This window comes from Enterococcus mundtii (assembly GCF_003957375.1).
Lineage (GTDB): Bacteria > Bacillota > Bacilli > Lactobacillales > Enterococcaceae > Enterococcus_B > Enterococcus_B spodopteracolus.
The window spans coordinates 1,263,523-1,283,908 of the sequence record NZ_CP025473.1; the positions used below are offsets into that span (position 1 = coordinate 1,263,523).

Below are 20,386 nucleotides of genomic sequence, written 5' to 3' on the forward strand. Positions count from 1 at the left end.
TTATCGGAGGGACACACATGAAAGTAGTAGTAATTGGCTGTACCCATGCAGGAACAGCAGCAGTAAAAAGTATCTTAAAAAACAACCCAGAAGCAGATGTTACAGTTTATGAACGTAACGACAATGTTTCATTTTTATCTTGTGGGATCGCATTGTATGTTGGAGGCGTCGTGAAAGACCCAGCAGGCTTGTTCTATTCAAACCCTGAAGAGTTAGCTTCGTTAGGTGCGAAAGTGAAAATGGAACATGATGTCACTGATGTTGACACTGAAAACAAACAAGTCACAGCAAAAGATTTAAAAACTGGAGAAACTGAAACAGTTTCTTATGACAAATTAGTAATGACTACTGGTTCATGGCCAATCATTCCGCCAATCAAAGGGATCGAATCTGAAAATATTCTTTTATGTAAAAACTATAACCAAGCAAACGAAATCATTGCTAAAGCAGAAGAGGCGAAGAAAGTAGTGATCGTTGGTGGTGGTTATATTGGGATCGAATTAGTTGAAGCGTTTGTCGAATCTGGCAAAGAAGTGACATTGATCGATGGTTTAGATCGTATCTTGAATAAATATCTTGATAAACCATTTACGGATGTATTAGAAAAAGAATTGGTCGATCGTGGAGTTACTTTAGCTTTAGGTGAAAACGTTTCTGAGTTCATTCCAGATGAGAATGGTAAAGTAAAACAAGTAACTACAGCTAGCCAAACATTTGATGCGGATATGGTTATTTTGTGCGTTGGTTTCAGACCAAATACAAAATTAGTGGAAGGTAAAGTGGAAACATTGCCAAACGGCGCAATCAAAGTAAATGAGTACATGCAAACAAGCAATCCAGATATTTTTGCAGCGGGCGATTCAGCAGTTGTCAATTATAACCCAAGTGGTACGCAAAACTATATTCCTTTAGCAACAAATGCAGTCCGTCAAGGATTGTTAGTAGGAAACAATTTAACAGAGCAAAAAATGGCTTATCGTGGAACACAAGGAACTTCTGGTTTGTACTTATTCGGTTGGACGATCGGTTCAACAGGTGTAACAACAGAAAGTGCCCCAATGAATAACTTGGATGTCCAAGCAACACTATTTGAAGATAACTATCGTCCAGAATTCATGCCAACGACTGAAAAAGTCATGATGGAATTAGTATATGAAAAAGGAACAAATCGTATCGTAGGCGCACAATTCATGTCTAAATACGACATCACTCAATCTGCTAATACGATGTCATTAGCGGTTCAAAATAAAATGACTGTTGAAGACTTAGCTCTTTCTGACTTCTTCTTCCAACCTCATTTTGACCGTCCTTGGAACTACTTGAATCTTCTTGCACAAGCAGCTCTAGGAGAAATCGAGACCGCTCAATAATTTGTCAAAGCGTCATAGAAGAACCATCAGGAAGCAATATTGTTTCCTGATGGTTCTATTTTTTTGGAACTCAACTGGCTATTTAAAGGTCAAAATTGTTTATTGACACTTTTTGTTTTATTTCTCACGAGACAGGAATGGTTTGTTGCAGACTTCACCAGTTGCAATTAGTTGTTTTCCTTTGTTTTTTTTGTCAAAATAATAGATGTAATTAATTTCCAACAAAGCAGATGTAGTAAGTTGGACTAGAGGAGGATCATTATGGAAAAAGAATATTTTGTACAACAGGATAATTTTATTGAAGATTACAAAAAAGTGACAGGGAATGAAACGATCGATATCGATTCTTTAGCAGAAGAAGTGATCAATCAATTAAATGAAACTCAAGCAGAAGAATTCGTTTTATCTGGAGATGAGACAAAAGATGGTGAGGACCATCAATTCCCGTTTAGTCGACGGATCTATACCGATGAAAATGATGGAACATTGAATACAGAGTATACGTATGAAGGACAACCATACGAGCTACGAACGGATGACGAAGGACAATAATAAACGTTCTATCGAGCGTGAGCGTCATTCTCTAAGCTGCTTGTAGATTAGATATGAGACCTTTTTAAAGAGGAGAGCATATGCTAATACAAGCAGGCTTTTTTTAGTATACATATATTCCGAAAAGTGAAAAATAAATATAAAAACCACTAAAACATTTTAAAAAAATTCAAATAATCCTTTCTTGCTTCAATTCTTGTTTTTACGTATACTAATTTTAAAGAGAGGGATAATAATGTTGAATTTAGAAAACTATTTAAAAGCTGGTCAAACGATCGTTTCCAATCTTTTGCTGAAAAATTATCATCGTATCGGCCTACAAGCAGATGAATTTTTATTTATATTACAGTTGCATATGGCACAATCAGAAGGAGATTCATTCCCGGATCTGATGAATATTTCCCAGAATATGGGTGTCAAGCAAGAAAAAGTTTTTCAAATTTTGAATCGATTGGTCAGTGGTCATTTCATAGCAATCGAAACTACACTTATTGATGGACGTAAAGCGGATCGCTATGATTTGACACCAACTTATGTGCATTTAGAAAGATTATTAGAAAAAGACTCTCTAAAGCAAGAAGAAGAAGTCCAAGAAAAAACGACACGTTCAGTCTATCAATTATTTGAACAAGAGTTTGGACGTCCGTTATCCTCTATTGAATTTCAACGGATCGGACAGTGGTTGGAAGAGGACCATTATCATCCTGAGATTTTGAAACTAGCTTTACGGGAGGCTGTATTGAACCAAGCGTATAGTTTCAATTATATCGACCGTATCTTATTATCTTGGGAACGGAAAAATTTAAAAACCAAACAGCAAGTAGAAGAAGATCAAAAACGCAGAAAGCAGCAACTGCTTCAAAAAGAAATCGACCAGCCAGTCCAACAAGAAGAGTTGCCAAAAGTATCATTAAAGAATTGGCTGGAAGAATGGGAGTAATATGTTAGGTAAACAACGTACAATGGAAGCTTTTGAGAAAATGTATGAGATGTTTCCAGAAGCGCATGGAGAATTACAACATAAGAATCCTTATGAATTATTGATTGCAGTCATTTTAAGTGCACAAGCGACAGATGTTTCGGTCAATAAGGCAACACCTGCTCTATTTGAAGCTTTTCCAACTCCTGAGGCGTTAGCTAAAGCCCCACTAGAAGAGATCATTCCTAAAATAAAAACAATTGGATTGTATCGGAATAAAGCGAAAAACATTAAAGCATGCGCGCAACAGCTGATTGATCATTTTGGAGGACAGGTCCCTCAGACAAGAGAAGAGTTGGTCTCGTTACCTGGTGTGGGTAGAAAAACAGCAAATGTGGTGCTTGGGGATGCATTTGGGGTGCCAGCCATAGCAGTTGATACTCACGTAGAACGTGTGACGAAACGACTAAGGATCTGTAAATTGGATGCGTCAGTACAAGAAGTTGAACAAACATTGATGAAAAAGGTGCCAGAAAGTTTATGGGTAAAAACGCATCATACATTGATTTTCTTTGGACGGTATCATTGTACTGCTAGAAGTCCCCGTTGTGAGGTATGTCCTTTACTGGATATGTGCCAGGATGGAAAAATGCGCATGAAAAATCCTACGAACAAACGTTTAAAATAAGAAAGAAAAGATCAGAACAGAAGTGTTTAGCATCGATTAATAAGGCACTCTTCACGAAAATTGTTTTTCAAATTTTTGTGGAAAGTGCCTTATTTTTAAAGTAGTTACTTTTATTCCTACCATTCATTCGGTTTTAGAATATGCCAGCGGACGAAAATCTCGCTCCTTTTTTTTAAAGAAAAAGGGATGGAGAAAGGTTACTTGAAAGAAAGAGGATAAATAATTATTTATAACATTACAAGCAAATTTGCCAAATAATACAAACAAGAATAAACAATGATACATTATTATAAAAATTAAACAAATTAGTTATTTTATTATAATCTTTATTGGGGATATACATATTAAAATCAAGAAATTATAACATGTTTAATTTATTTATTTTATTTAAAGTATGTTATATTTTTGATTTTTAAAAAAATTTTCTGTTAAAATTTAATTATAGAGGAGGGACTATATGATTAAAAAAACATTACTTTTATCAACTTTAGTTTTAACAATGGCTGGATGCGCTACATCTGCCCAAGGAGAAGATACAACTAGTACAACAAATGAGACAAAGAAGGAAACGCCGGTTATTACCCTTTCGGATGTAGAAGAAGCACAACAAAAATGGGCAGAGAATATAATTGCAATTGGTGAAGCTAGTTTGGAAAGTGACGAAAAAGCCGAAGAAAAAGCGCTTGAGACACTGGAAAATCTATATGCTTACGATGACGGTCAAGTGCTCTTCAAACCAACAAAAGCTGCGGAAGTACCATTTCGTGGAACAAAAGATGAAGCACTATCTTATTTTGTTGGTGGGGACATCGCAGAAGATAGTGGATTTGCTTTAGAGCCTTGGACAGATATCCGCTTTGATAATCACGATACAATCTTGAACGGTGATACAGCGATTTCTTCAGGTGTATATTATTTTACTTCTGGGGAAACCAACGAAGAAGTCAAGGTAGAATACACCTTTGGGTATATTATAGATGAGGATGGCGACTTAAAAATTCAGTTACATCACTCAAGTGTGCCATTCGGATAAGAAAAGATGTATGGCTAAATCAACAAAATGACTGACTATCCTGCTTGATCTTTTAAAACTTCCATCATGTAAGATTGATACATAATGTAGGATAGTCAAACGAATCATCGAAATAAATTATAGGCACTAAATGAAATGATTTTAAGCAATATTTGTAAAGCAATTGGAGGATCAAACGAGACAACTCGTTGGTTCTTCAGTTTTTTTGCTAGGTATCGCATGCAAATAAATCAATAAATTTCTCTTAAATTTATTGGAATAAAATAAATTCAAGACTATAATTATTGGAATTTTAAGCAGAAATATTTTAATATTAAATTGTACTTGTTTTTTTATAATAGTTATTTTAGATTATCGCTTAAAAGTGAACGAAGGTTTACGCCGTTCTCATGTCAAATAATTACTATAAATCAACAAGTATCTTTAGTTTTCTGAATAGTAAGAATATTTTTGCTATTTAAAAATGACAGGGGAAGATTGAGGTGATGTTATACTATTTGAATTTTTACATTTCAACTATAGATTGAGGAGAAAATAAATATGCTGCCAGATAAATTAATATTATTATTCATTACAAAAACACAATTTCAACAAATGAAGGTATTAAAAGAAATGAAATATGGAGCAGTCTCAATAAAAAAGCTGGAAGATGAAATGGATCTAACAAAAAGACAAGCAAGGAAGATACTTCAAAATTTGATGAGAGAATATGATGAAAGTGGATTCTCAAAACACACACACACCTCTTTGATTCTAGATAAAGATGAATTGCGCTGTATGCCACAACTAACCGATACGGAATATCTCGAATTGATCAATATTTTTCAAGAAAGATATTTTGCAGAGTCAAATTTGTATCAGACATTGTTATATGTGTTGGAAAAAAGGAAATTCAGTGTTTCAGATATCGCAAAATATCTAATCTATAGTGAGTCACATGTATACAAACTTTTAGGAAAGTTGAAAGAATTGTTTCAAATACTAAAAATTGATCTTCGTTTGATGAAGATCAATGAAACATTGATTGAGTTAACAGGTAGTGAATCTACTATACGTATGTTGCATTATCTGGGAATTGCTGTCATTTCAAAAGGAAACTATTGGTTGTTCAAAACGATTACGCAAGAAGAAGTGATCAACTTACGTTTATCCATCAACTTTGATCATTACCAAAATTTATCTCCGCTAGGGAAAAAGCGTATCAACTATTTATTAGCGGTCAGTTTGATATCATTGAAAAACGGGTACCAAATCCAGGATCTATCCTCAGAACTCGTGGAGCTGGGAGAAACAGTCTATAAGGAGGAGATGGATGCGTGTTTAGAAAAGCTGACTGTCAAAAAGATGATAGATGGAACAAATGCACGAAATGAATGTATTCATTTCGCCAGACTGTAGACAAAGTCCATTTTATGGATGATGTCTACAGTCTTTTCTTTTATAATAGATTTATGAAAACGAATGCAAGGAGTGATAGCTATGATGTCTAAAAACAATACGAATGGTAGAAATCAATTTGCGATGCTTACGATTGATGATCTAGTTCCTCAAGATCATCTCGTTCGAAAGATTGATGCCGCGCTTGATTTTGAATTTATTTATCCAATCGTCGAAGCCACTTACTCCGATTTAGGTCGCCCAAGTATCGATCCAGTGATTCTGATCAAATTGGTGTTTATTCAGTATTTATTCGGTATCCGTTCCATGCGACAAACCATTAAGGAAGTCGATACCAATGTCGCTTACCGCTGGTTTTTAGGCTACTCCTTCGAGGAGAAAATCCCCCATTTCTCAACTTTTGGAAAGAATTATGTTCGCCGATTTAGAGAAACGACGGTGTTTGAGGATATTTTTGCCTACATTTTAGAACAAGCAGTTAAAGCAGGTTTTGTAACAGAGGATAATTTGTATCTGGATTCTACCCACATCAAAGCTAACGCCAATAAACATAAGTTTACGAAAGAAATGACCCATGATGAAGCGAAAGCCTATCAGGATGAATTAGAAGATGAGATCAATCGTCAACGAATAGAGGCTGGAAAACGCCCTTTTACTTTGGACTTAGAAAAGGAAGTGAAGCTGAAAGAAAGAAAAATAAGTAAAGCTGATCCGGAAAGCGGCTACTACGTCAAAGGCGAACGAGAAAAACAATTTGCTTATTCTGCCCATACTTCATGCGACGACAATGGATTTATTCTTAGCACAATCATCACTCCTGGAAATATTCATGACAGTCAAGTCGCCTTTCAGCTCGTCAAACAATCGAAGAGACTTTTTCCTGAAATCAATTGTGTTGTCGCTGATGCTGGGTATAAGACACCTAAGTTTGTTCACTTTTTGACTCATTTAAACCTTCGACCTTGTTTGCCTTATTCAAGGCCCAAAGGGAAAAAGGGGCTATTATCAAAAAATGAGTTTCTCTATGACGAGTATTTTGATTGTTATATTTGTCCGCAAGATCAAATGCTCGCTTTTTCAACGGTTACTCGAGAAGGGTACCGAGAATACAAATCCAATCCAAAAGAATGTGTGAACTGTCCTCTGCTAAACCAATGTACCAAAAGTAAAAATCATCAACGAGTCATCACGAGACATGTTTGGGGAGATCTGATGGATGAAGTGGAACATCTTCGCCTAACAGATCTGAATAAATCAATTTACAAAAAACGGAAACAAACGATTGAACGAATATTTGCGGATGCAAAAGAAAAGCATGGGATGCGTTGGACCAAGTATCGAGGCTTGGAAAAAGTCGCGACGCATACGATGCTAGTGTTTGCTGCAATGAATTTAAAGAAATTAGCCACCTGGCTATGGAAAGGCAAGGAGCCTTTATTTTTTTGTTCAAAAATTCGAAACGAAGTAGATAAAAAGCTGTTCCAAGCTCGAGTTACGAGTTTGGAACAGCTTTTGTCTACAGTCTGACGAAATGAATGTATTCATTTCGCCTTTTTATCCAACTATTTTGCACAAGATTTAAATAAGAAAGAAGAAAAAGAAGAACTAGGAAGAAAGCTAGGGGGGCTAAAGAAGAATTCAATCGTTACCAAATGTAAAAAATTACTCACGTGCATGATTGATTACTTTCATATACCAGAAACAATTTTTTACCAACTACTCTATTATTTGACAAACAAATTAGTCACTATCCACCATTTGGAATTATATAAATTTATGCCTATATACCATGATGCACTACCAACAAATCGTTATGGTTCCTATATAGAGCGTTGCATTGATAAAAACTTAAAATCTTACCAAAATGAACCTTCTTACAATCACATCAAAAATAGTTTTGTGCAAGTCATTTTAGGAAGCTTAGCCTCCAACAGTCTTAAATCTGAACATAAAGTTTATGTGGAATTTTTTAACCTTCCAGAATCTAAAAATATAGTCGAAAATGTTATTACTCATTACTACAATAATAAACGAATAAAAATCGTAGAATCGTATGATCATGCTGATATCGTTATTTCGGACACTCATGGATACGAGGATAAAGATCTATTTTATTTTAAGCATATTTCAGATAAGGATTCATGGACAAGGCTAGGATCGTATTTTAATAAAATTATCGTAAATACGTACAAATTTTGATACCGATTGACTAAATAACATAATCAGATACGATAAATCGCAGTTATTCGCCAAATCTGTTTATCATCTCTTGGTTTAAATGAACAATAACTGAATAATAGTTATGTTTTTCACAATATATAAATACTTATATATAAATATTTTCGTTTTTTTATATGTGTTTTTGTGAATGTTTGATCAATGTTAGTATGCTGTTTTTAAATAAGTTATTATGTTATAAAAATAATGTAACAAAAAATATTGGAAGGAAGGTATGATATGAAAAAAAGATTATTGGGTAGTGTTGTTTTGGTTTTAAGTCTAGGAGGAATAATTTTTGGTGCGACAAAAGATGTTTCTGCACATGGGTATGTAAGGGAACCAATTAGTCGAGGATACCAAGGGTCATTAGATGCTCGCACCAACTGGACTGCAGCATTTCAGAAATATGGGGCAGTGATCAATGAGCCACAATCTTTAGAAGCATTGAAAGGCTTCCCAGCAGCGGGGCCAGCGGATGGACGAATTGCTTCTGCAAATGGTGCATTAGGTTTTCAGTTAGATCAACAAACAGCAACTTTATGGACAAAGCAAGATATCAGTACTGGTCCTAATAATTTCACTTGGCATTTTACGGCAAATCACCGAACCGCGAAATATCATTACTACATCACGAAAAATGGTTGGGATCAAAACAAACCACTTGCGAGAGAAGATCTAGAGTTATTATCGGAAATCGATGGTGGCGGACAATCTTCTGCGAATATTAGCGCAACGCACACAGTCAATATTCCAGAAGACCGAATGGGGTATCACGTTATTTTAGCAATTTGGGATATTAGTGATACTGCGAATGCTTTTTACAATGTGATTGATGCGAATATCAAGAGTAGTGGTGCAATACCAGTCGTACCAAATAAACCAACGAATGTTAGAGCAGTGAATACGACAAAACAGTCAGTCTCACTTTCTTGGGATGCACAAGCAACTGTTGAAAAATACAATGTGTATCGTGATGGTCAACTGATTACTACAACTTCTGCGAACAACTATCAAGATAGTCAATTAACAGCGAATACCACGTATAAGTATGAAATCGAAGCAGTATCGTTTGCCGGACAAGTATCTGAAAAAAGTGATGCGCTTCAGGTAACAACGTTAGCAGATAACGAAGTAGAAGTGCCAACAAGACCAGGCAACTTACATTCAATGGGGGAAACAGTGAACTCAATCTCATTGATGTGGAATCCTTCGAGCCACTCTGCAGGAATCAAAACATATGAAATCTATAGAGATGGCCAATTAGTTGGTCAAACTGGGAATACAACTTATTTAGATTCTGGGTTGAATGCTGGGACTCAGTATACGTATACGATCAAAGCAGTGAGCAATGATTCTATTCGATCAGAGGCAAGCAATCGCTTAGTGATTTCAACAAAAACAAATGAAATTGCACCACCAAATGAACATCGTCAATTTGAGTTAGGAAGTTTGTTTAATCCTGTGAGATATACTAAGGATGAAATTATTTTTCATGAGGGAAAACTTTATACGACACTAGTTACTCATGATAATCATGGGGACCCATCTTGGGCGCCAGATAGTGCCGCTAGTTTATTTAGAATTAAATAACTTTTAAAAGTCTTTTAGTCTTTTGAATTAATTTAGGATTCCAATAGAATAACTTTTTTATAGAAAGCTTAAAATCTCAGAGGGCCATTTATTGTAAATAAATAAAAATAGTGGGATATTGTTATTAATGACGCCTTAAAGAGGCTATACAATTTGTATAGTCTCTTTTTTATTGTTATCTCTCAAATCTAAAACCTATAAAAAAACTTTAAAAAAACTTCGTCTTCTAAAGAAATTTTTTTCTCTAAGTCGGGAAATTCAATACCTCGAAATAAAAAAACAGATTGTTTATAGTGAAGTTGTTATGTGAAAGGGGGAAGGTAAGTGGAAGAGATTCTTGAACGATTAATATCGAATGATTACAAAAAACGTGTCGTATTTATCTTGAATACTTTAGAAAGAAGAAAAAATGTGACCGTTCAATATCTTGCAAAAAGTCTCAAAGTAACTAGAAGAACGATTACCAATGATTTAAAAACGATTCAAGATGAATTTTCCGACACAATTGAAATATTGACTTCCTATAAAGGGGTCAGCATGTTTGTATTGAACCATTTTAAATTATTCGAGAAAAAAAAATCTTATTACATGAATGAAGACTTAGTAAAAGTGACAACAAGTATCCTTACAGGTGAACTGAAGCAGGTGATCGATTGGAGCTGGGAATTACACTACTGTGAGAAAACAGTGATCCAAAAAATGCGAAAGCTAAAGAAAATCTGCCATCAATATGGTTTGAATTTAAAACTTTCACCGGTTGAATTTATAGGGAAAGAGATCAGAATCAGAAAACTGTTTATTGATCTTTACATTAAATCAGCTTATCTAGAGATCGAAGATTATTGCCCCTATAAAAATGAAATGGAAGAAATAACCAAAATTGTTTTGGCATTATGTTCGGATGTTTCCCAATCAATCACAAAGAAAATACTTGCTTTAACTTTTATCCGGTTTGGAAAAGACAAATTATATATCCAGTCGCGATTGTTAGATTGGTTTAGAAACAATCCCTTAACGAATCAATTATTCGTTGAATTTATTCAATTAGATTGTTTCAAGACCTACTCTAAAGAAGTCATTTTTGAAGAGTGTTGTTTTATAGCTTGTATGATCCATTTACATGAATGTTATTACACAGAGATAGAAAAACACAATAAAGGATTTGCAGAATACTTTGGTTTTTCCGAGACAGTCAAACATTTGGTTTTAGATCTCAAGAGTGTTCTCGGGAACCGGATCCAAGTTGATAATGAGCAACTGTATTCAATTGTCAATTGCTTTTTATTTCAAGAGAAAATCAAACAGGAACTTGAAATTGATTTTTCATATAACGATGAAGAATCGGCGATGTTGATTGATTCAATCAACCGGCGACTATATAAAGAAATGAATACAGTCATCAAAAAAAATAAAGCGATCCAAAAGAATTTCCTTCAAAAAAGATGTGCTTCGTCATTTACTTCTGACTTATTACTTTTCTTATATACGAACAAGGCATGTGAAGTTTTAAGTACAGTTGTTGTTGCATTGAAACGAGGATTTTTAACGGATTTTGCTTTAAATGAAATTATTGAAAGATATCTACACACTAGAGCAAGCATCATGTACCAGGAACAATTGGAAACCATTGAAAATCCACTTGATGTAGATATATTAGTGACAAATATACTACCATTTCCGTATCAAGTTGGTGATAAAACCAAAATGTTTTATCTACCAGAAAAAGCAGATATTGACCGAACGATGGATATCGTTTCAGACTTGCTCGTTACGGATTTTAGATAATAACAAAGATAACTTATGTCGTTTAGGAGGACAAGTTGAAAAACTCAAAGACTTGGTATTATAAATTACTTTTACTATTTTTATTTCTTGTATTCGCGTATACGGCAAATCGGACCATCCTAATTTACGAGAATTTCCGACAACAGACAGAAGATATCGCACAAGTCTTGGTTCGCACAATCGACCAGTTTGGACTAGAAGTTAGTCGCTTTGAGTTTGATTTTAGCTATAGTATAGCAAGTATCATTGGTACATTGACAATCGTGGGGGGCTTGCTCTTGGTATCTTGTATCATTCAGGTATGCCGAAACATACCGAGTTTGAATATGGAAGTGCCAGATGGGGCAACAAAAAAGACATAAAGCCAATGATGGATAAAAAAAAAGACAACAATATCATTCTCACAAAAAGTGAATCGCTATCTATGTCTGGTCGTATGAAGATCACTAAATCTAATAACTTTAATCGGAATAAGAATGTCATCGTAGTAGGAGGAGCTGGATCAGGGAAAACAAGATTTTATGTGAAACCAAATTTGATGCAACTGCATTCCTCTTATGTCGTCAGTGATTCTAAAGGACTATTGTTAAGCGAGACAGCAACAATGTTTAAAGAAGCAGGTTATGAAATCAAGGTTTTTGACTTGATCACGCGGGAAAATACAGACTACTATAATCCTTTTACTTACATCCGTACCGAAGACGATATTTTAAAAGTCGTCAACAACTTGATCAAAAATACTTCAGATCCTGAAAAAAAGGGTGGCGATGATTTTTGGGAAAAAGCTGAAACTGCCTTATTGATGGCTACATTCAGTTATCTTTTGCAAGAAGTTGATGAAGAAGATCAAACATTGACGAACGTCGTTGAAATGGTCCGCTTAGCAAACTGTCCAGAGGATGTGCCAGATTATGTTTCCCCACTAGATGTGATTTTCAATGAACTTGAAGAAAAAGATCCTGCCAACTTTGCAGTGGCGCAATACAAAATTTTCAAATTAGCGGGGGATCGCACCGCAAAAAGTATTTTAGTCAGCTTAGGTGTGCGATTATCACCTTTTGATATTCCGAATATCAAAAAAATCGTGAGTAAAGATACTTTAGCATTAGACACCGTTGGGGACAAGAAAACCATTATCTATATTTTATTGTCAGATACAGATACAAGTTTCAATTTCTTAGCAAGTATGTTGTACCAACAATTATTCGATAGCTTAGTTTACAAAGCAGACAATGTCTACAAAGGTCGTCTACCACATCATGTGCGATGTGTCTTAGATGAATTTGCCAATATAGGACAGATTCCAGACTTTGAAAAAGTGATTTCAGTGATTCGAAGTCGTGAGATATCGGTCAATGTGATCTTACAAAACATTAGTCAGCTTAAAAATTTGTACAAAGATACTTGGGAAACAATCATCGGGACCAGTGACGTTTTTCTTTATTTAGGTGGGATGGAGTTAAGCACGCATGAGTATATCTCCAAATTACTAGGAAAGAAAACGATCCAGCACAAGAACATTAGTATCACCAAAGGTAGTAATGGGAACTACAGTGAAAATTATCAAAAAATGGGTCGGAATTTATTGGATGTAGATGAAGTGGCGAATCTTAGTGGAACAAAAGCGATTTTGAAGATCCGTGGAATAGTTCCGTTTATCTCAGAAAAATATGATATTACGAAACATAAAAATTATAAAAAACTCGGAGATGTGACTCCAGAGAATTGGTACGAAAGAAATCAATCACCAAAAAATGAAGAGGAGAATAAATAGAAATGAACAATAACCAACAATTATTACAGGATGTATTTAACTTGATTTCAAGATTTACGATGGTTGGCGGAGGATTATGGATTATTTGGGGAACTGTCATCCTAGCTGGTGCATTAAAAGATAAAAATGGTCCACAGTTACAACAAGGGATTTGGCAAGTGGTCGGCGGTGCCTTGATTTTAGTAGCCGCAGTTTGGTTTGTAACTGCATTTGATGTTGGTTCACTTTTAAGTAGATAAAAAATTTTAATAGAAAGAAGGTGAATCAGTGCGCGCAGCGATAATGATGCTATTCACCCAGATGATGGGGTACTTGAATGGTGAAAATATTGCAAATACCTTAAGTTTGGGATTACAAGAATATATGGCTTCTGCCTATAGAGTAGCAGGAGAGATCCAACAAACGATAATAGCTCCAGTAGCTTTTTCCATACTAGCGGTATTTATCTTATTTGAGTTTCAAAAAATTTCTTTAAAAGTGGAGAATGCTGGTGGTGCTCCTACTTTGGGATTTGAAATGATCATGAAATCCTTTGTGAAATTTATTATTTGCTATATTGTCATCTTAAGAATTCAAGTGATCCTTGATGCTATTGTCGCATTAGGATCGATGTTAGCTGGACAAATACTGGCATACAATAGAACCGATCTTTTAGACTCTTATTACAATGTTGTGGATTCAGTCGTACAAAGCCTTTCGTGGTGGGAAGTAATGGTTGTATTAATGATCTTTGTGGTTCTATTCCTTGTTTCTTTAGTTGTAGGGGTTTTTATCCATGTTATCGTATACCTGAGGTTTTTTGAGTTATATATCTTTAGTGCGATTGCTCCTATTTCAATGGCGGCATTACCTAATCAAGAATTTTCAACTATGGCAAAAGGATTTTTCAAGAATTTTGCCGCTTCCTCACTGCATGCTGTAATGATTGCATTAGTGTTGACCATTTATCCTTTGATTTTCGTGAATTTTTTGGATAGTCATAGAAGAGGTATGTGGTCGTTGATTTTTGGTTTGACGATTTACATGATTGCTTTGATTTTTGCAATCAACAAAACGAAAGGATGGGCGAAGATGATTGTATCTGCCTCATAGAAAGGAGTAAAAGTGATGGCAATTGAAGTAAAAGTCCATAAAGATGTACGCGAATATAAAGAGCGGATCGTAGCCGGCATGAGCGTACGTCAATTAGGCTTTCTGTCTGTCGCAGGTTTGACTAATATCGTGATCAGTTTTGTGTTTGTTCGTTTTTTTGGCTATTCCATGGACGTAATCAGTTGGTTGATGATTCTCGTTTCAATGCCAATCGTCGCTTTTGGGTGGCTAAAAAAAGAGGGACTGCCTTTTGAACGCTATTTGAAATACTTTTTTATTTACCATTTTGATCAAGGAGTAGTTGTTTATGAAGAATCTGATACGTCCCAATTTCATGAAAGTGAACTTCAGACAAAACAAGAATAAGAAAAATATGCAAGAAGAAAAAAAATCTTTTTTACTTTTTGAAGAAATCTATGATAACGGCATTTGTCTAATTTCTGAGAATGAATACTCAATAACGATTAATATTGACGATATAAGTTATCAGCTTTGTTCCGAGGAACAACGTATGCAGAATTTCATTAAATATTGTGAGTTTTTAAATTCTTTAGAAGCTTCTATCGATTACAAAGTCACACTGGTAAAAAAGAAAAAAACAGTCGAAGAATTGAATCATGTGCTTTTTAAAGAAAAAAATGAACAATATGATGATAGATACCGTCAAGAAATGAATGACTATCTAAAAGCGAAAATCAACGAAAAGAAGAATGCGTTTGAAAAGAAAATTTTTATTACCTTTACTCAAAAACATGAGAATCAGGAATTTGCTGAAAGAGAGTTGCTCTTAATTGCCGATCAAATGGATTTATTCGCTCGAAAAATTGGTTCTAGCATCCATATTTTAAAAGGGGAAGAACGCAAAGAATTGATCGGTCAAATCCTAAATAATGAGAATCATACATTACTACCGAAACAAGTCGATCTCAAATTAGATAAACACCTGATCAGAATCGATAACAAACTAAATCAGACCCTCTATCTGAATGGTTATCCTGCCGAACTATCAGATGAATGCTTGACAGGACTTATGGAGATCGATGAGGAAATCACTCTTACAGTGAGTTGTAAACCGATACCGATGGCAAGTAGTTTCGATTTAGTAAAGACTAAAATGGCTTATATGGATCAGCAGAAAGTGGATGAGCAGCGTAAAGCCTTAAACAGTGGGTACGATTATGACATGCTACCATATGATCTAACTTATTCTCTGGATGAAGCAAAAGAGCTTTTAGATTCATTACAAAGTAAAAGCCAGAAACTATTTGAAGTAACTGTGTTGATCAATTTCTACGCAGAGAATCAGGATAAATTAAATAAAATCGCCAGTAAAATCAAATCGGTAGGACGAAGATTTGGCTGCACGATCATTGAACTTGCTTATTTACAGAAGCTTGCTTTAAATACGAGTTTACCAATTGGAAAAAATCATGTTCCATTGAATCGATTATTAGCCACATCGGCGGTTGCTGCATTGATGCCATTCTCAATTTCTGAAATGCTCCATGAGAACGGAAATTATTATGGAATCAATTCAGTGACAAAAAATCTAACGATTCTTGATCGAAAGAAACTAATGGCACCGAATGGATTTGTCTTGGGGACACCAGGATCAGGTAAGAGTTTCTCTGTCAAACGAGAAATCGTTAATGTTTTACTTAGGAACGACAAAGACGAAGTGATCGTCATTGATCCTGAATCGGAATATCAGCATATTTGTTCAGAATTTGATGGCCAAATGGTTCGATTGGCTGGTAATTCAAACACCTGCATCAATCCAATGGATATTAATAGTAACTATGGCGATGATGCAGACCCAATCGCTTTAAAAACCCAATTTTTGATTTCACTTTGTGAGCTGATCACTGGAGGTATTTTAGGATTATCTTCCCAACAAAAAACAATCATCGACCGAGTATGCCGAAAAATTTACCAAGAACAGACGCAGTTACCGACATTAAAAGAGTTTTATATGGCGCTAAATGCACAGCCAGAAGAAGAAGCAAAGCAATTGGCGATTGAATTAGAACTTTACACAGAAGGTAGTTTAGCACTATTTTCTAAAAAAACAAATGTGGATCTGAATAAACGTTTGATTATTTTTGACATCAAAGATTTAGGAAAACAACTCAAGCCGTTTGGAATGTTAGTTGTGTTAGATCAAATTTGGAACCGAATCACGTTGAATCGAGAATCAGGAATTCGTACATGGTTATATATTGATGAATTACAGTTACTCTTTACAAATGAATACTCAGAAAATTATTTCTTTGAATTGTGGAGTAGGGCAAGAAAGTGGGGCGCTATACCGACGGGGATCACCCAAAATGTAGAGACGTTATTGCTTTCGGATCTAGCTAGAAGAATGCTTTCAAATAGTGATTTCGTTGTCATGTTCAATCAAGCAAAATCTGACCGCTCAGAGTTGACTCGTTTATTCGATATATCGGAAGAGCAGGAAAAGTATGTGTTGAATGGAAGTGAAGGTACTGGATTGATGGTGTTTGGGGACACGATCATCCCATTTGAAGACCGACTTCCTAAAGAAACAAATCTCTATCAAATTATGACAACTAAACCTGGTGAAGAGGTAAAGACAAAGCAAGATTATGAATGAAACATACGAGGGGAATAAACAAGAAAACAACAAGCAGCAAGATTTGTTATCGATCAAATTGAACCGTGTCAGTACGAAAGAGCAAAAAAAGAAAGCATTGAAGAAGCGACTCCGATTAAAAAAACGTCAACAACAATTAGCAAGAAAAAAAAGAGACAACTTACAGCTGAAAAACAGAAATATCGTTGATTTCAAACAACATATGGTGAATAGCCAGTCAAGAAAAGATCCATTAAGTAAAGGCGTAACAAGCAAAAAAACGAACGACAGTGGTTTTAAAAAGCGCCATCTTATGACAAATAAAAAAAAGTTAAACAAAATAAATAGAAATAAAAAACATAGTACCACTAGAGAAAAGGCCTATTTCATAAAGAATAAACATCGCTCACCTAAAGAAATCGATCATGCGCTTTTAGGAATAAAAAAAAGAAAAAGTTCAACTCATAATAGTAGGACGAATCAGCGAATTCAGCTCTCCTCTGAAAAAATCAACAAGCAAAAGCTAGGCTCAAAAAAGTTCTACCATAAGAAATCAGAAAGTCTAGATAAAAATGCTCTCGATCTAGCTGGAATCAAGAACACACTTACTGCAAATAAGCAGTCTAGCGCAAAGAAGCTTGAAGATAAACTATTCGGTATCAAAGACAAACTTGAACGTAAACATCAAGTGTTGAGTAACTCCAATAAAATCAAACGATTAAAAAAGCAAACCAAAATTCCATCGAAAAAGAAATTCAAACCCAAACTGAAAAAAAATCTGGCACAAGCAGCAATAGATACAGTGGGCAGGAACAAAGAAGGCGAATTAAATATTCTTGGGGTTCTTTTAGTCTTATTGATTATTCTCAAACTGATCCTTATGTTATTGTCCGTCAAAGTGATGATGATTTTGGCGGTCGTGATCGTCGTAATCGTCGTAATTATCGCTATCTTTAATTTTATCGCTAGTATATTTACGATAAAAACAGAAGATATGGCATTAGCAGAGGCATATGAACATGTCACATTTTTGGATGCCAAGATGAATAAAGAAGTACAAAAGGTTTTTGAAGATTTTTCAGAAAATTCTGAAATTGAAGAAGTTTATTTCGTTGTAAATGGTGTGGCACGACCAGATAATAATTTTTTGTATAGTTCTGATGCAGATACTTATCTTTATTATTTAAATGCAAAATACGAAAACTATGATATCCAACAACGAATTTCAGCAGACAGTAATCTTTTTGGTGCAACGAGAGTCCGTGGAGAAGTAGAAGGAATCCATAGATATACCTTTAGTTACACGACAGAAATCGAAACAAGAGAAGTTCCGATCATTTATCCAGAAGAAGATGATGGAACTGAGGAAGCACCAGAAGAATCAGAAGAAGATGATGGAACTGAGGAAGCGCCAGAAGAATCAGAAGAAGATAGTGGAACTGATGAAGCACCAGAAGAATCAGAAGAAGATAGTGGAACTGATGAAGCACCAGAAGGATCAGAAGAAGATAGTGGAACTGATGAAGCACCAGAAGAATCAGAAGAAGATAGTGGAACTGATGAAGCACCAGAAGAATCAGAAGAAGATAGTGGAACTGAGGAAGCGCCAGAAGAGTCAGAAGAAGATGATGGAACTGATGAAGCACCAGAAGAATTAGAAGATAGTGGGACCGAGGAAACATTAGAAGAAGACGATGATACCTCGCAAGAAACAAACGATTTAGAAGAAGAGATTGAAGAATCAGAGAATGAAGAGGAAAGCTCATCACATGAGGCGCAAACAAATAGAAACCCAAGTGACGAACAACCAGATCCACCTATCGAAGAAGATCGGCCAACTCATCGAACGATCAAAGTGGCATTGATCAATATTGAGATCAAAACAATCAGCCAATTTATTGATGAAAATTCAGATACGCTTTCAGAAGAAGAAAAAGATAAGTTTGGTCCGATCCAGGAATTAGATCGGTTTGAAAATAAAGTATTTTTACAAAGTCCTTTTGGTATGAATCAAGAGGCCATCGTTGTTGAAAAATATGGCTATCGTGGATTAAATGACAGAAATAAACAGAATTACATTGAATTACTAGCTGAAGCTGGTAAACCTGTTTACGGCATCGACAATTCTGGTTCAGGAAGAGTTCATGCCGTTGGGAATAGTTCTGTCACTATTAATACTTCTTTAAATAAAAGAGTTGTTTTATCTCCGTTAAAAAATATCAAAGTGAGAAACAGAGATTGGGTCAATGCTGAGACACTGATAGGAGAAACAACGGGGAATTTGAAAGTTGAAGTCATTGAACGGCGAACACTCAGGCCAAATAGACACATTTACCCGTCTGCTTATATTTTTGATTTGATATATCAATATCCCTCTGAGATAGAAGGATTTATACATGATTCTTCAAGATCGATCTCGGGAAGTCTAAAAAATCCCGGACAAATGATTTTACAATGGGAACATCTTGTCCGAGAAGCCTGTGAAAAGTATGGGATTCCAGAATATGTCAATATGATCTTAGCAATCATTCAAGTAGAGTCTGGTGGGGATGCAGAAAGATTTCCTGATATTATGCAAGCTAGTGAATCACAAGGTTTAGCTCCTAATACAATTGAGGATCCAGAACTATCAATTGATCGAGGAACGCACTATTTTTCCCAATTATTAGGTAAAGCGAAAACCTTACATCTTGATGATCGTGCGGCTCTTCAAGCCTATAACTACGGAGAAGACTTTTTAAATTGGTTAGCAACTACCAATAAACAATATAGCTTTCTACATGCAGAGCTATATGCAAGAAAAAAAAGCAACAGACAGATCGTTCGTTATACTCATCCCGTAGCTGTAGCCCATGGATTTTCTTGGCGATATGCTTACGGAAATATGTTCTATGTACCTATTGTTACCAATTATCTCTGGCTCGAAAACTCAAGATTTCTTGAGACTGCGATCAATGAGATTGGTACTTTTCATGGTGATAAGTATTGGAGATGGTATGGTTTTGAAGGGAGAGTTGAATGGTGTGCGATCTTCGTAAGTTGGGTAGCAGATCAAGTCGGGTACCTTAATCAAGAAAAAATAATAAAATCAGCAAATTGTTTAGAGATGATCAACTGGTTAACGGAAAAAGGAAACTATAGGAAAACTTCAGAGAGTTACCACCCACAACCAGGTGATTTGATTTTCTTTGACTGGAATGGAGGTGGTACAGGGAAAGATCATGTGGGAATCGTGGAATTTACAGATGGAAATATCATCCAAACCGTCGAGGGCAATACTTCCAATAAAGTAGCCAGAAGAACCTATTTCCTCAATGATCCGAGCATTTCGGGGTACGGTATTCTTCAATAAAAAAAGAAAAGGGCGAA

Annotated in this window: 16 protein-coding genes; all 16 read left to right on the forward strand. The window is 35.3% G+C overall.

Annotation, left to right across the window (positions count from 1 at the left end; all coding sequences use genetic code 11):
• Window positions 1-17 precede the first annotated feature (17 nt).
• The 16 genes from CYK55_RS06330 (at window position 18) to CYK55_RS06410 (ending at window position 20,369) form a co-directional block, all read left to right on the forward strand.
• Window positions 18-1,370, forward strand: a complete 1,353-nt coding sequence (locus CYK55_RS06330; protein WP_010735565.1) for an NADH oxidase — start codon at window positions 18-20, stop codon at window positions 1,368-1,370.
• Between the two features lie 261 nt (window positions 1,371-1,631).
• Window positions 1,632-1,922, forward strand: coding sequence for a DUF5960 family protein (locus CYK55_RS06335; protein WP_034690533.1), 291 nt, complete (start codon window positions 1,632-1,634; stop codon window positions 1,920-1,922).
• A 235-nt stretch (window positions 1,923-2,157) separates the two neighbouring features.
• Window positions 2,158-2,862: a DnaD domain-containing protein gene (locus CYK55_RS06340; protein ID WP_034690537.1), complete on the forward strand. Its 705-nt coding sequence runs from the start codon at window positions 2,158-2,160 to the stop codon at window positions 2,860-2,862.
• A 1-nt stretch (window position 2,863) separates the two neighbouring features.
• On the forward strand, window positions 2,864-3,529 hold the full coding sequence (nth, locus tag CYK55_RS06345; RefSeq protein ID WP_034690540.1) for an endonuclease III: 666 nt from the start codon (window positions 2,864-2,866) through the stop codon (window positions 3,527-3,529).
• Between the two features lie 457 nt (window positions 3,530-3,986).
• On the forward strand, window positions 3,987-4,562 hold the full coding sequence (locus CYK55_RS06350; RefSeq protein ID WP_034690543.1) for a lipoprotein: 576 nt from the start codon (window positions 3,987-3,989) through the stop codon (window positions 4,560-4,562).
• Window positions 4,563-5,102: 540 nt separating this feature from the next.
• Window positions 5,103-5,960 carry a helix-turn-helix domain-containing protein gene (locus tag CYK55_RS06355; protein ID WP_241234802.1) on the forward strand — a complete coding sequence of 286 codons (858 nt, stop codon included), beginning with the start codon at window positions 5,103-5,105 and terminating at the stop codon, window positions 5,958-5,960.
• Window positions 5,961-6,041: 81 nt separating this feature from the next.
• Window positions 6,042-7,487 (forward strand): IS1182-like element ISEfa7 family transposase, encoded by a 1,446-nt coding sequence (locus tag CYK55_RS06360; RefSeq protein WP_002288571.1) that lies wholly within the window; start codon window positions 6,042-6,044, stop codon window positions 7,485-7,487.
• A 930-nt stretch (window positions 7,488-8,417) separates the two neighbouring features.
• Entirely contained in the window at window positions 8,418-9,770 is a 1,353-nt protein-coding gene (locus CYK55_RS06370) for a lytic polysaccharide monooxygenase (RefSeq protein ID WP_126134060.1), read from the forward strand.
• A 324-nt stretch (window positions 9,771-10,094) separates the two neighbouring features.
• Window positions 10,095-11,555, forward strand: a complete 1,461-nt coding sequence (locus CYK55_RS06375) for an HTH domain-containing protein (RefSeq protein WP_080693192.1) — start codon at window positions 10,095-10,097, stop codon at window positions 11,553-11,555.
• A gap of 35 nt (window positions 11,556-11,590) precedes the next feature.
• The gene (locus CYK55_RS06380) at window positions 11,591-11,917 is read left to right on the forward strand and encodes a hypothetical protein (protein WP_126134061.1); all 327 of its coding nucleotides are present in this window, start codon (window positions 11,591-11,593) and stop codon (window positions 11,915-11,917) included.
• Window positions 11,918-11,922: 5 nt separating this feature from the next.
• Window positions 11,923-13,329 carry a VirD4-like conjugal transfer protein, CD1115 family gene (locus CYK55_RS06385; RefSeq protein ID WP_126134062.1) on the forward strand — a complete coding sequence of 469 codons (1,407 nt, stop codon included), beginning with the start codon at window positions 11,923-11,925 and terminating at the stop codon, window positions 13,327-13,329.
• A 2-nt stretch (window positions 13,330-13,331) separates the two neighbouring features.
• Window positions 13,332-13,568, forward strand: a complete 237-nt coding sequence (locus CYK55_RS06390) for a hypothetical protein (RefSeq protein ID WP_010735554.1) — start codon at window positions 13,332-13,334, stop codon at window positions 13,566-13,568.
• A gap of 28 nt (window positions 13,569-13,596) precedes the next feature.
• On the forward strand, window positions 13,597-14,421 hold the full coding sequence (locus CYK55_RS06395; protein ID WP_034690553.1) for a hypothetical protein: 825 nt from the start codon (window positions 13,597-13,599) through the stop codon (window positions 14,419-14,421).
• A gap of 15 nt (window positions 14,422-14,436) precedes the next feature.
• Entirely contained in the window at window positions 14,437-14,787 is a 351-nt protein-coding gene (locus CYK55_RS06400) for a PrgI family protein (protein ID WP_034690555.1), read from the forward strand.
• Window positions 14,729-17,038, forward strand: a complete 2,310-nt coding sequence (locus CYK55_RS06405) for a VirB4-like conjugal transfer ATPase, CD1110 family (protein WP_034690557.1) — start codon at window positions 14,729-14,731, stop codon at window positions 17,036-17,038. The genes CYK55_RS06400 and CYK55_RS06405 overlap by 59 nt, the downstream gene beginning before the upstream one ends.
• On the forward strand, window positions 17,031-20,369 hold the full coding sequence (locus tag CYK55_RS06410) for a lysozyme family protein (RefSeq protein ID WP_126134063.1): 3,339 nt from the start codon (window positions 17,031-17,033) through the stop codon (window positions 20,367-20,369). The genes CYK55_RS06405 and CYK55_RS06410 overlap by 8 nt, the downstream gene beginning before the upstream one ends.
• Window positions 20,370-20,386 lie beyond the last annotated feature (17 nt).